This is a genomic window from Pseudophaeobacter sp. EL27 (assembly GCF_900313025.1).
Lineage (GTDB): Bacteria > Pseudomonadota > Alphaproteobacteria > Rhodobacterales > Rhodobacteraceae > Pseudophaeobacter.
The window spans coordinates 294,088-306,610 of sequence record NZ_OMPQ01000008.1 but is presented as its reverse complement, the minus strand read 5'-3'; the positions used below and the strand labels follow the sequence as shown (position 1 = coordinate 306,610).

The window sequence follows — 12,523 nt, the reverse complement described above, 5'->3', positions numbered from 1 at the left end:
GGTCCGTTCTAAGTTTGTCATCGCCGCCGCTGTTTTGTTCCCAACAGCAAAAGGAAAACAAACCCTGAACCAACGGAGGTGGTCACGATCCCCACAGGGAGCTCCTGTGGCGCCAGAAGTAACCGGGAAACGATATCAGAAGCGGTGAGAAGAACGGCGCCGATGAGTGCGGCCATTGGTAGGAGATTGCGGTGCATGGGTCCTGCAAGACCGCGGGCAACATGTGGTACCATGAGGCCAACAAAGCCAATGACGCCAGCAACTGACACAAACGCGGCCGTGGCCAGCGCAGAGATCAAAAACATGCGGGTCCGCAGCGCGCCAACTGGCACGCCAAGGCTGGCGGCGGTGATATCCCCTGCCAAAAGCGCGTCAAGCCAGCGGCTCCGCCACATCGCATAACTGGCGATCAGGGCCAGTCCAGCGGTCACCAACGGCAGGGTTTCCCATCGGGCCAGTCCAAGCCCGCCGAGCATCCAGAAAATCACCGAATGCGCCGCTCGGTTATCACCGGAAAAGATCAAATAGTTCGTGATGGCAGCAAACAGAAAGGAGACGGCGAGCCCGGCCAGAATCAGTTTTTCCGGCGCACTGCTTTGTAGTGTTCGCACCAGAAAAAGAACGATTCCTGAGGCGACAAGACCACCGCTAAAGGCCGCAAGGGGCAGGGTCCAAATGCCAAGAACATCCCCGGTTACGGTGATGACCAGAACCGCTCCGGCAGCGGCACCGGATGAAAGACCAAACAGAAACGGATCCGCCAGGTCGTTTCGGGTTGTGGTTTGCAACACCACGCCAACAAGCCCCAATCCTGCGCCGATCAGAGCGGCGAACAGCGCGCGTGGCAGCCGCAGATCAAAGATGATCCGATGGATCGGTTCCGGGTCCAAACTGCTGAAACCAAGCCCATATGAGATGGCGGCAAAGACCTCTGAAACCGGTACATCTGTCGATCCGTAAAGAACCGACAGCAAGATAAGGGCGACCAAGGTGGCCGCCCCTAAGAGTAGTGATAGGCCAAATCGGCCCATGCTAGTTGAGCCCCGGGTGCATTGCCTTGGCCATTTTCTCGATCGCTGCAATATTGGCAGGCCCAGGCGTCAGTTCTTCGTACCGCAGCCCTACCCAACGTTCGTTCTTGACCGCATCTGTATGGGCCATGACCGGATGCTCCTGCAGGAACTTGAAGGTGTCTTCGGCGCCATTGCCGTTCTGGTAGTCCAGCAGCACCAGGAACTCGGGGTTGGCCGCCGCGACGGCTTCCCAGGAGGTGCGCCCCCAGCTGGTGTCCATGTCATGGGTGACGCTGGTGCCACCGGCTGCTGTGATCATCGCGTCGGGGATTGCAAACTTGCCGGCAGTGAAGGGCGCATCCGCAGGACCATCCAACAGGAAGACCCGTGGTTTGGGCTGCTCGGCTGTCTTGGCTTCAATGCTGGCCAATTGCTGCTGCCAGCCTGCTATCAAGGCCTCTGCCTTGTCTTCCACCTGCATGACCTGGCCGAGACGCATCACATCGTTGAACAACAAATCCATGCTTGCTTCGGGGCGGTCTTTGTCCAGATGCACGCAGCTTTCGGTCAGGACCATGGTCTTGATCCCAAACGGGGCGAGCGTATTCGGCGTGACGTCTCCACCGGGCTTCATGCCATAGTACCAGCCGGCGAAGAACAGATCTGCGGAGGCTGAGACCAGGTTCTCGATGCTCGGATATTTGGGGGCAAGCTCGGGGATTTCTCCACGGGCGGCATCGAATTCGGGGCTGGTTTTGTACCAGCCGGTAATGCCGGTGACACCAACCATCTTGTCTTGCAGGCCAAGCGCGAAGGCCATTTCGGACATGTTGATATCATGCACCACCAAGCGCTCAGGCGTGGTTTCAAAAACCAGCGGCGTCCCGCAGTTGTCGACTTTTACCTCAGATGCGGAAACACCGCTTGCGACACTCAGGAGGAGTGCAGCTGACCAGAGAGATTTCATTGCGCGTTTTCCTTCAGATTTTGAAAATTGGTTTTGCGGATGTCGAGAGCAGGGATCATCCGGCCCTCGTGGGGGAGGCTCAGATAGCGGACGCCAAAGGTTGACTGGACGTTTTCCGGGGTGAGCACTTCGGAGGTCGGGCCAAAGGCAACAAGCCGGGTCGATTTCATCAAGGCAGCATGGGTGGCAAATTCCGGGATCATCACCAGATCATGAACCACCATGACAACGGTGATGCCCAGCGAGGCCACTAGGGATAACATGCGCCCTTTGGCATCCGGATCCAGGTGATTGGTGGGCTCGTCCAGAAATAAAAGCTCAGGCTCCTGCGCAAGGGCGCGGGCGATATGGGCGCGTTGGCACTCCCCGCCTGATAGCTGCGCCATTGGTTTTTTGGCCAGTCGTGACAGTCCGGTGAGTTCCAGAATGGACTGAATTACCTGGCTGTTTTCACTGGCAGAACGGCGCGCAACGATTGGCAATTGCCCCAGGGCCACATAGTCCTGAAGCCGCAGCCGTCCATCAGGGGCGCTTTGCTGGCTAACCAGCGCGATCAATCCCGCCCGCTCATGGGCCTTCATCTTGCCCAGGCAAGAGCCGCCAATCTGAACCTCGCCAAGCGCCAGAGGTTCGCTCCCTGAGAGCAGATTCAACAGGGTCGATTTACCAGCGCCATTTGGTCCGGCAATGGCAAGGATCGATCCCTGCTGCAAATCAAAGGATACTCCAGATACCAGGGGATCCCCGTTGAGCGCAAAATACTCCAGATCGCGCACGCAGAGAAAGGGGGCAGGGAGGGGCGAAACGCTTGTCATACCTTGCCCCCATGCCTGTAGGCCGGAAGCCGGGCCAGGGTTTTGTTGTATAGTCTTTGGGGGCGTTGCGACGCGTTACTCCAGCCGGTTTCACTCGCCAGGAATTGTTCGGCAAAACAGGCAATCGCCTCAATATCGTCCTGTGCTTCGATCTCACCAAAGAGATACTGTGTCTTGCCAGGTCCCTGCAGCCCAACAGCTATGGGGTGGTCGCAGCCCGCCATGCAGTCGACGGCGCGCAGGGTGAAGCGTTCGGAGACACGCTCAGCCAATGCTGCACGCAGTTTGTTCGCTTCGCCCCCGCCTTTACACGAAGTGCAAATCAAAATGGAATGATCACTGCTGCCGGTCATGTCTCGCCTCGCTGAAAGGCACACAAAGCGAACGGATGTCGGTTCTGCAAACACGGTTTCTACGTGCCATCTAAGCCTCCTTCAGGACTCCCCGTCCCGGGTTGGGTGAACTACTGGATGGCAGGTCTCCTGACTCGCGGGTCGAGGCCTTGCTACGCCTTCCCACCCTGATGGGCAGTGGCTTGTTGCAGCAGTGCTCTCCGCTCACAGTTGCGGGGGCAGTCACGGATTTGGCGCCTGTTGGCTACACCACACCGTATTCCCTTTTCATTTTCCCGGAGTGACCCCGGGAAAAACCATCTGGGGTATGTATGAGCGCAATCTTAGTTGTGTCAATGGGTATGAAAGCGCCCTGCAAACGGTCTTAAGCTGGGCGCCTCAGTCTTATTTGGTGGAAAGCAACAAAAAATCGTTCTGGCTGGGGGCGGGCGAAGGATTTGCGCCCCAGCGCGCGCGACAGCAGATCCGTTTGGTCGCGCAAAGTGGTGTGGCTGTCTGTACAGAGTTGAGGCCATCACGCGCGACTGTTGCTAGCCCTTTCCGGACAACGGCGCGGGCGCAGGGGAACCTTACCGCACGCGCGACAGTCTGTTGTCAGATATGGATCCAAAAGACAGGCGAATCACTTTTTCACCCCATTTTACGGTTCCTTCACGATGCGCGCCTGGGGTGAGTTAAGTCTATTTGCTCGTCTTAAATGGAGTGTGAAATGTCAGTTTGATCTTTCTTTTCAACCCAAGCTCGCCTTTGTTAATTTGCAAAACACCCTCTGATTGCCATTTTCGTCTTCTTAAGGATTGAGCTGCCATTTCATAGAGATACCTAGCTAGTCTACGGAGTTCTAAATGCTAAATCTAAGGTCAGTACAGCTTTCAAAGAAGCTTCCACTCTTCATTGTAGGTTTCAGCTTTCTCATCGGGGCGACCCTTATTGCGTTCAGTTTGGTGAGCTTTCAACGCCAGGCTTTTCAAAGTGTCCAACAGCAAATGTCGTCGATGGTCGCAGACCGCAGGGCAGCCGTTCAGCAGTTGATGAACGGCATTCAATCCGACCTGTTGACCCTTGGCGCTTCGCCGGCAACTGGCAGAGCCTTGTCAGCTTTTGAGCAAACCTGGGGCGAGTTGGACAATGCGGCGACTGACCTGACCAAAGCCTATATAACCAACAATCCAAACAAGACCGGTGAAAAGCACCTGCTTGACCGCGCCTCTGGGGATCAGGCCTATCATACGGAACATGGTATTTATCATCCTGGTTTGCGGACGCTCATCGACACCAAGGGATATTACGATGCCTTTCTGATTAGTCCTGCCGGGGATATCGTTTATTCGGTGTTCAAGGAAATGGACTACGCCACAAGCTTGACCACTGGCGCTTACAAGGACTCTGGTCTGGGCGTTTTGTTTCGTCAGGCCGCCAAAGGCCAGGCCGGCAAACTCTATTTTGTTGATATGGAACCCTATGCACCCAGCTTTGGGGCGGCGGCTGCCTTTGTCGCTACCCCCGTTTTTGATACCAGCGGTGCGCTCTTGGGGGTGGTTGCTTTGCAAATCCCTGTCGCGATGCTGGGTGAGATCGTCAATAATTCCGATGGGCTTGGTGAAACCACCGAAATCCTTCTTGTTGGTCAAGATGGTCTGGCGCGTACGACCTCGCGTTTTGAGGAGGGCTACCAGGTCCTGCAATCCTTGCCCCAAAGCGACCATATCGGCACCGCTCAGGCAGGCGAAAATACCTATGGCGCCGACAATACTGGCATCCGTGGACAGCAGGTGGCCGCCTATGCAGCCCCTCTGGGCCTTAGCTATGCTGACTGGGTGATTGTGGCTGAACAGGATATTGCCGAGATCATGGGGCCAGTAACCCAAAAGCGTAATGTTCTGGTGATGATTGGCCTGGGGATCACCCTGTTGATGTCGCTCTTGGGTTGGATCTTTGCCCGTTCCATTACCAAGCCGATTGCCCGGATCTGTGAGAACATGGAGGCAATTGCCTCAGGGGCTCTGGATACTGATGTTACAGAGGCAAGCCGAGGCGATGAAATTGGCCAGATTGGTAAAACACTGGTCTCGATGCAGGGCGACCTGAAACAAGCGCGCAGCGCCGAAGAGGAGCGTGCCGAACAGCAAAGACAGCAGCAACATGTGGTGGAAACGCTCAGCGCTGGTCTGTTGCGCCTGTCTGAGGGGGATTTCTCCCAAAACATCGAAGAGGTTTTTTCCCGCGAACATGAAAAGCTGCGCGCTGATTTTAACACCACTGTCAGGACTCTGAATGAGACCCTGTCCCAGGTGGTGGATTCCGCCAGCAGTATCGCAAACGGCGCGGATGAAATCAGCCAGTCGTCTGATGATTTGTCGACACGAACCGAAAGTCAGGCTGCCACTCTGGAGGAAACAGCTGCGGCCCTGGAACAGATGACAGTGAGCGTGAAATCCGCAGCAGATGGTGCGAGCAGCGTTGAAAAAATTGTTGATGAAGCTAAAGGCGAAGCAGAAACCAGTGGCGCCGTGGTAAAAAGCGCAGTCGCGGCTATGACCGAGATCGAGCAATCCTCGACTCATATTTCGCAGATCATTGGTGTGATCGATGACATCGCTTTCCAGACCAACCTCTTGGCGCTCAATGCGGGTGTAGAAGCCGCACGTGCCGGTGAAGCTGGTCGTGGGTTTGCGGTGGTTGCTTCAGAAGTGCGCGCGCTTGCTCAGCGGTCCTCAGACGCGGCATTGGAGATTAAGGCTCTGATTGGCGATAGTACCAAGCAGGTGGAACATGGCGTCGACCTGGTTGGTCGCGCTGGTGACGCATTGCAAAATATCGTTGAGCGGGTCGGACATATCTCCTCATTGGTCACCGACATTGCACGGGGCGCGGTTGAACAATCCACCGGGCTGGGCGAAATCAATACAGGCGTCGTGCAGTTGGACCAGGTTACTCAGCAGAATGCTGCCATGGTCGAAGAAGCAACTGCGGCGGGTCATTTGCTGAAAGGCGACGCCGCTGAACTCACCAAGCTGGTTGGCAATTTCCAACTCTCTGGCCGCTCGGAGAGGGCTGCAACCCCCAATTCGGAACCAACTGTTGCGCCTTCAGCGCATGGTGCGGACGATTGGGATGTTGAGCTCGCAGAGCAGCCCCGTGCCGCAACAGGCACAAACGATGCGGGCGCTAACCAGTGGCAAGACTTCTGAGGATTGAGGTGAACAGCAGGACGTAATTTGCTATGACCACTTAGAAGACAAGGGTCGCTGCGCTGCAAAGCTCAGCGACCTTTTCACGTGCAGGGTTAGGCACAGAGCTGAGCAAGGCCAGCGCGCTGCGCTTAACTGATCTTTAGGGGACCCCGTATGAGAGTATGACCGCCCGTGCCACAGTGGGGCTTAGCCTAGGGCAGGGGATTTTGCTATTCCAGGCGCTGTGAGGCTCGTTTAGAGGCGCGGCATGATCCCGGTAGGGTGACTTAACGTGGTTTCCGGCCACCTGTCTCCACAAAGCGTAGGCCGGACACTTGCGCAGGAGCGAACTGCGTCCTCCTGTGCTCTGGCTCCAGATGTGTGGAGCTTCAACAACTTGGCCTTTGCCAATGTCGTAAGCACCTTCAGCGGTGACGCTGCCTCCCGTCCCGGTGTGGACAGGACCTGGTTGAGAACGTCTGGCAGCTTAGGAAAACCCAGCCTCCTCCTCGATTGGATGAGGCCAGTTACCTGCTTGTATGAAAGGGCGCTCAGTTTCCTGCCTGACTCAACATATCAAGGTCGTGGCTCAGGCGAGCGCTTGCACTAGGCGGCGCGCAAACCCGATAGATCACGCCGTTTCAGGCTTTGACGCGCCAAAACGCCATAGACCTGTTCGACATGGCTACGCCCATAGGACCCGACAAGCCCGTAAGTCGCTGCCAGCTCTGGGAAAAGATCAAACATCTCCCGCATATCATTGGCTGACAGGCCACGAATGGCCTCGGGGCCCGGCCAAAAGGTCTCTGTTGCGATCCCTTCTGCAAACACCACCTCATGGTGTTCCGTCATGAGATGAACATAGGTGACCCCATGCGAGCTCTCGGTCTGCTGCCGGCAGTTCCCATCAATTTCGGCCAGCAATTTGGCTGAAACAAAGCTCTCACCGAAGGATATGTCCCGCTCAAAGGTCTTGCGGTTGAGCAGCAGGCGATGTTGGGGCGACAAAAGCAGGGGACGCTCAGGCGAGAGCAGCCCGTCCGGGCGCAGACAAAAGGGTTTGAGGTGAGGCCGCTCGGCCAGCTCCGCCGGGGATAATGTCCGTTTTCCAACCCAGATCACCGGTTGATACCCATTGTCGGCGGTCTGCAACAGATCCCCCACTTTGATGTGCCCTGCAGGCACTGCACCACGCTTGGTTGCCAATAGAGCCTCGGGCGTGAAACAGGGGATGCCAGCAGAATGGAGCTGGGCCTGACTGGAGATCTGGGCCGGAGTCACCCCTTGCAAAACAAGGCTTTCGCCTCCCGGAAAAGACAGCAGAGCATTGCCAAAACCGTCATCGGAGACCGACACATCCTGAACTCGGACACCGCCGCTTGGTCCGGTCCCACCGATCAGATCGGAGACATCAAGCTGATCATTGAAGAAGCCATCATCATCGTCATCGGAGATGCTGAAATCACTAACGGTATCAACGCCTCCGGTGGAGGTCAGGACAAAGTCATCATAGCCATCGCCCCCCGCAATGTAGTCGTTGCCAGCACCAAATGTGATCCTGTCGTCGCCTGCGCCTGCGTCGATGACAACCCCAGCACTGTCTGCCGAGGCATCGACACGATCGTCATTTCCAGTCAGCTTTAGAGACTCGATCTCGGAGAAGGTAATCGTGTCACTGCCATCAGAGATGGTGCCCGCCTCGTCCCCGGTGTAGGATACGGTAACACCTGAAGAGGTCACCCCGGTAAGATCGACGGTATCCTGGTCGACCCCGGCCTCCCCACCGGTCAGAGTGTCATTGCCAAAACCGTCGGACATTTGGAACGTATCAGCGCCAGACTCGCCGTGCATCACATCTGCACCGGCGCCGCCAATGAGGAGGTCGTTGTCATTGCCGCCAAACATGGTGTCGGCGCCATCACCGCCTTCGAGCGTATCGTTACCGTCAGTTGCAACGATGCTATCGTTGCCGATCCCGCCAACCAGGCTGTCGTCGCCCGCAGAGTTTCGCAGCGTGTCGTCACCTGCGCCGCCGATCAGTGTGTCATTGCCTAAGCCGGTTGTAAGACTGTCGTTACCGAGGCCCCCCTCGATGTAGTCATCGCCGTCACCACCCGAGATCGTATCGCCGCCGTCGCCACCGATCAGCGTGTCGGAACCCGCGCCCCCTGACATGACATCATCGCCATCGCCACCATCGAGACTGTCATCCCCAAGCTCACCATGCATGTGATCGTCGCCGATCCCGCCAAGGATCTGGTCGTTATCATTGCCGCCATACATGGTGTCGGCACCGTCACCCCCTTCCAGAGTGTCGTTGCCATCCGTTGCAACAATGCTGTCATTGCCAACCCCGCCAACCAGGCTGTCGTCCCCAGCCGAATTGTGTAGGGTATCATCCCCTTCACCACCGATCAGTGTATCATCACCAATACCGGTAGAGAGAAAGTCGTCGCCTGCACCGCCCTCGATGTAATCGTCGCCTTCGCCACCAGACAGCGTATCACCACCGGCGCCACCAATCAGGGTGTCAGCGCCAGTTCCGCCGTCCATGACATCATTGCCTTCGCCGCCATCAAGGCTGTCATCGCCTTCTTCGCCAGAAAGAGAATCGTCGCCGCCCTGCCCATAGACAACGTCGTCCCCTTCGCCTGCCGTGATGGTGTCATCGCCTTGCTCAATGATGGTAACAACCGGGTCATCAATGACATCACCAGACAGGGTGAATCCCGAATAGCCATCACGGGTTTGCAGGGTGAACTCAATCGAGGACTTGTCTTCAAACTCAGCAGAAAACCAGGCGTCCTGGTCGGTATAACCGTTCAACTCAGAGCCCGTTGCCGTCACCATATTGCCGTCAACAGCGGTGGTCAGAGAGGTGTCGGATGCCACGCCAAATGAGGTGAAACTATTGCCGTCGATGATGACGGCTTCGGCGTCGCCGACGTTGCTATTGTCGTCAATGTCATTGAAAGTTGCGGTAGAGTTTAGGAATACCGGGTCACCTGTGATTGGGTCAAAAAACTCCAGCCGGAAAGTCGCTTGATCGCCAGCGGTATCGCCCTCCAGCAGAACTTCAGCGCCGTTCGTGTAGCCAAACTCCACCCACATATCTGGGTTGGATTTTTCCACCAGAACCAGCTTGCCCCAGACTTTGCTGCCGTCTTCCAGGGTTGCAATATCGCTGAAGACAGCAAAGTTACCAGCAGAGCCTAGCCAGCCATCGTGTGAAACGCTTTCCATATTGCCGAGCTCAAGCGACAGGGGCGAGGCATCAACGCCCTGATCAAAGCCATCGCCCATGTCACCATAAAGAACGTCGTTTCCTTCACCGCCATCGATGCTGTCACTGCCCTCTTCACCTGCAACGGTGTCGTCACCCATTCCAGCATCAAGAGTGTCATCTCCAGTAGATCCGCCCATCTTGTCATCATAAGCTTCTTCAGCCGCCTTTTCGGCTTCTTTTTCGGCTTTTTCGGCGTCTTTCTCAGCGTCCTTTGCCTCTTTTTCGGCGTCTTTTTCGGCGTCCTTGGCCTCTTTTTCGGCGTCCTTTGCAGCCTTTTCTGCCAGCTTTGCGGCCTCTTCAGCCGCTTCGGCAGCCTCTGCCGCATCAACAGCAGTCTCCGCCGCTTCGGTTGCGGCCTCAATCGCAGAGGCATCGCCGCTTTCGGCTGCGTCTTCTAGGGCTTCGACCGCCTCTTCAGCAGCTTTTTGAGCGTCTTTTGCTGCGTCCTTTGCCTCATCAGCGGCGTCTTCTGCAGCTTCTTTTGCCTCTTTTGCCGCCTCTGCAACCGCTTCGGCCTCTTCCCAGGCCAGCTGGGCTTCCGTTGCGACGATTGACGCCTCTTCGGCTGCCTTCGCTGCTTCTTCAGCCTCTTTTATCGCTTGTGCTTGGTCTTTGGCGCTCGTCAAATTACTACCCTCAACTTCGTCCGGCCATGACCAGGTCGGCAAACTCTTTCATTCTGGGCCCCCGCAAAGTTTTCAGCTGCGACAGAAATTGACCCATTGGAGAACGTAGAGGAAGGTTGATAAGATTACGTAAAAGAGAGGTTTATATAGCGTTTATGGCGCGCGGCGGTTGTTGGGGCCCTGCCTGTGTTTTTTGAAACGAGCGGGGCCGCTGGCCACGATCGGAGAATGCGCAGATGCCCACAGCAGAGCTGGAGGCTTGGAGAACTGCGTCAGCATGAAACGTCTTGGGTACCATGGGCGCCCCGTTTCCTGTGAAGGTCGGTGGTTCCAAGGAAATCGGAAGAATTAGTAAGTTATCATTGCCGGTAAGCGACAGCCTTGCCTCGCAAAGGTGATCTGAAGCATTGCCAAAGATTTGGCATGGCGTTGTGACGAGGGCAACGTGGTGAGGGAGCTTGGTCAACAGCACGCGCATTTCTGATCCCTGCGAGGCGGTAAAGGAATTCTCAATTTGCTCGCGATAGGGTGCAACAGACCTGCGGTTTCAGACAGAAGGCTGAATATGAGCAAAACCTGCCTCGCTTTGCCCCTAACCACCACTTTCCTTGTGCTCAGCGCGGCGCAAGGCAACACCGCTGAGCGGTTTTCCATTGTAAACGAGAGTTTTTTTGGCCAGCGCAGCTCTGCAGCGCAGCCTATATTGGCGCGCCATTCTCCGAGCTCTGTACTGACAGCCCAGCCTGTGCCGGAGGGGCTTGAGGCCGAGATGGAGGCGGTGCAGGCCAATCTTGCCAGTCTTTTTGCCGATCGCCGCGGTACCAGCCTGTTTCGGGCGGTGCCACGCGGCGTTGCCAGAGGAGCGGTGGCCAAGCTGATGACCCTGATCGCCAGTGCTGAGGCCGGCGGCGCCCAGTATGATGCGGTACAACATGCAGCCAAGATCAAACCGAGCAAACCTCCAACCTCGATGACCCTGGGAGAGATCTACGACTGGATCGCCCGCACGCCGGGGCAGCAACACGCCATCGGGCGCTATCAGTTCATTCCTGCGACGTTGAAACGTCTGGCCCGTCATGCCGGCGCGAAGCGCGAGGATCTCTTCTCGGCCAAGATGCAGGACCGGTTGGCACATCAGCTGCTTGAAGAAGCGGGGCTCAGCGCAATGATGGCCAAGGATATGAGCCGCACCGATTTCATGAACAATCTGGCCAAGATCTGGGCCGGATTGCCGACCTCAAGCGGCAAAAGCTATTATCACGGCTATGCAGGCAATCGCGCGACCATGACCTGGGCGCATTTTGATGCAGAGATGGCGCGGATTTTTCCCAGTTGAACCTGATCAGGCCGGGCTTTCCGGTGTTAGGGCTCGGGCATAAAGGCGGCGCATGACCAGCGCGGTCATATACATCGGCACCTGATAGCAGCCCAGAAAGATCAGCAAAGGGTCGGTGGTACTGGCGGGCAGGGCAATCAGGAACAGCGCAAAGTTGCGGTTCCCGGCCACTATGGATGTGGGCACCGCGATGTCTTTGGCACCGCGCCACATCAACCAGCGAAAACACAGATACTGCAGCCCGAGGTTGGCCACACAGGTGATGCCGAGCCATTTGGCGACCTCAACAGGCGCGCGGTATAGCGCTGGGCCAAGGGCGGCCATCAATCCGATGACAATCACCGCCAGCGCCAGGATGGTCAGCCCATCCACCGCCCGGGCGGTACGTTCAGCTAGGTTGGGGGCCAGCAGGTGGCGACAGGCAAAGGCCAGTCCGACGGTCACACCAATTGTTCCCGTTAGACGCAGCGAGGCGCTGAGCACGTTCCACAGGCTGCCTAGTTCGGGTGAGAGCAGAAACACCGGGATCACCGTTAGGGGCATCAATGCGGTGCCAAGGATCAACAGGCGAAAGGCGGGTTCCGGCGCATGGCCCAGCAGCAATGTGATATTGGGGCTGCCGGTGACCGAGGGCGCCGAAAGCATCAGCACCAGCGCCACAGCCAGAGGCGTGGCAGCGATGCCCATAACCCAGAACAGGGCAACAGCCAGAAGCGGCAGCAGCATCTGGAGGATCAGTATCGATTTGAGGCCGGAAAGCCCGTCTTTCAGGCCCCCAAAGGCGCGTGGGGCTCCGATGCGAAAGGCGGTGAGAAACAAAAGCCCGGCCACCATTTCTGGCAGCCAGGGTTTGAGGGCGCTGGCCAGATCCTTGAGCAGGAAACCAGCCAGTAGCCCCAGTATCATTGCCACCTGCCCGTGGCGGGCGACAATGGTCAGCAGCTTGATCATCCT

At 57.0% G+C, this 12,523-nt stretch carries 8 protein-coding genes and 1 riboswitch; of the genes, 2 read left to right on the top strand and 6 right to left on the bottom strand.

The features are described 5' to 3' along the window. Window positions 1-17: 17 nt before the first annotated feature. Genes ED661_RS06015 through ED661_RS06000 form a run of 4 tightly spaced genes read right to left on the bottom strand, consistent with a single transcriptional unit; the run spans window position 18 to window position 3,148 of the window. Window positions 18-989 (bottom strand): iron ABC transporter permease, encoded by a 972-nt coding sequence (locus tag ED661_RS06015; RefSeq protein ID WP_254054780.1) that lies wholly within the window; start codon window positions 987-989, stop codon window positions 18-20. A 43-nt stretch (window positions 990-1,032) separates the two neighbouring features. Next, on the bottom strand, window positions 1,033-1,980 hold the full coding sequence (locus tag ED661_RS06010; protein WP_122073013.1) for an ABC transporter substrate-binding protein: 948 nt from the start codon (window positions 1,978-1,980) through the stop codon (window positions 1,033-1,035). Further along, on the bottom strand, window positions 1,977-2,795 hold the full coding sequence (locus tag ED661_RS06005; RefSeq protein ID WP_122073012.1) for an ABC transporter ATP-binding protein: 819 nt from the start codon (window positions 2,793-2,795) through the stop codon (window positions 1,977-1,979). Before ED661_RS06005 ends, ED661_RS06010 begins: the two co-directional genes overlap by 4 nt. Further along, window positions 2,792-3,148, bottom strand: coding sequence for a DUF1636 domain-containing protein (locus ED661_RS06000; RefSeq protein WP_122073011.1), 357 nt, complete (start codon window positions 3,146-3,148; stop codon window positions 2,792-2,794). Before ED661_RS06000 ends, ED661_RS06005 begins: the two co-directional genes overlap by 4 nt. Before the next feature lie 101 nt (window positions 3,149-3,249). Beyond that, window positions 3,250-3,464, bottom strand: a riboswitch (cobalamin riboswitch). Window positions 3,465-3,993: 529 nt separating this feature from the next. Between ED661_RS06000 and ED661_RS05995 the strand changes: the two genes are divergently transcribed. Continuing rightward, on the top strand, window positions 3,994-6,339 hold the full coding sequence (locus ED661_RS05995) for a methyl-accepting chemotaxis protein (protein ID WP_122073010.1): 2,346 nt from the start codon (window positions 3,994-3,996) through the stop codon (window positions 6,337-6,339). Window positions 6,340-6,927: 588 nt separating this feature from the next. On the opposite strand, the gene ED661_RS05990 is transcribed toward ED661_RS05995, so the two are convergent. Next, window positions 6,928-10,233 carry a Hint domain-containing protein gene (locus ED661_RS05990; RefSeq protein WP_254054779.1) on the bottom strand — a complete coding sequence of 1,102 codons (3,306 nt, stop codon included), beginning with the start codon at window positions 10,231-10,233 and terminating at the stop codon, window positions 6,928-6,930. Window positions 10,234-10,798: 565 nt separating this feature from the next. On the opposite strand from ED661_RS05990, the gene ED661_RS05985 reads away from it, so the two are divergent. Next, entirely contained in the window at window positions 10,799-11,569 is a 771-nt protein-coding gene (locus tag ED661_RS05985; RefSeq protein ID WP_122073009.1) for a hypothetical protein, read from the top strand. Window positions 11,570-11,575: 6 nt separating this feature from the next. Here ED661_RS05985 and ED661_RS05980 read toward each other — a convergent pair whose 3' ends face one another. Continuing rightward, window positions 11,576-12,520 (bottom strand): hypothetical protein, encoded by a 945-nt coding sequence (locus ED661_RS05980; RefSeq protein WP_122073008.1) that lies wholly within the window; start codon window positions 12,518-12,520, stop codon window positions 11,576-11,578. Window positions 12,521-12,523 lie beyond the last annotated feature (3 nt).

Excerpts from the sequence above, each read along its gene's own strand:
- ED661_RS06010 (WP_122073013.1), bottom strand. The coding sequence starts at position 1,980 with ATGAAATCTCTCTGGTCAGCTGCACTCCTCCTGAGTGTCGCAAGCGGT.
- ED661_RS06005 (WP_122073012.1), bottom strand. The coding sequence starts at position 2,795 with ATGACAAGCGTTTCGCCCCTCCCTGCCCCCTTTCTCTGCGTGCGCGAT.
- ED661_RS06000 (WP_122073011.1), bottom strand. The coding sequence starts at position 3,148 with ATGACCGGCAGCAGTGATCATTCCATTTTGATTTGCACTTCGTGTAAA.
- ED661_RS05995 (WP_122073010.1), top strand. The coding sequence starts at position 3,994 with ATGCTAAATCTAAGGTCAGTACAGCTTTCAAAGAAGCTTCCACTCTTC.
- ED661_RS05985 (WP_122073009.1), top strand. The coding sequence starts at position 10,799 with ATGAGCAAAACCTGCCTCGCTTTGCCCCTAACCACCACTTTCCTTGTG.
- ED661_RS05980 (WP_122073008.1), bottom strand. The coding sequence starts at position 12,520 with ATGATCAAGCTGCTGACCATTGTCGCCCGCCACGGGCAGGTGGCAATG.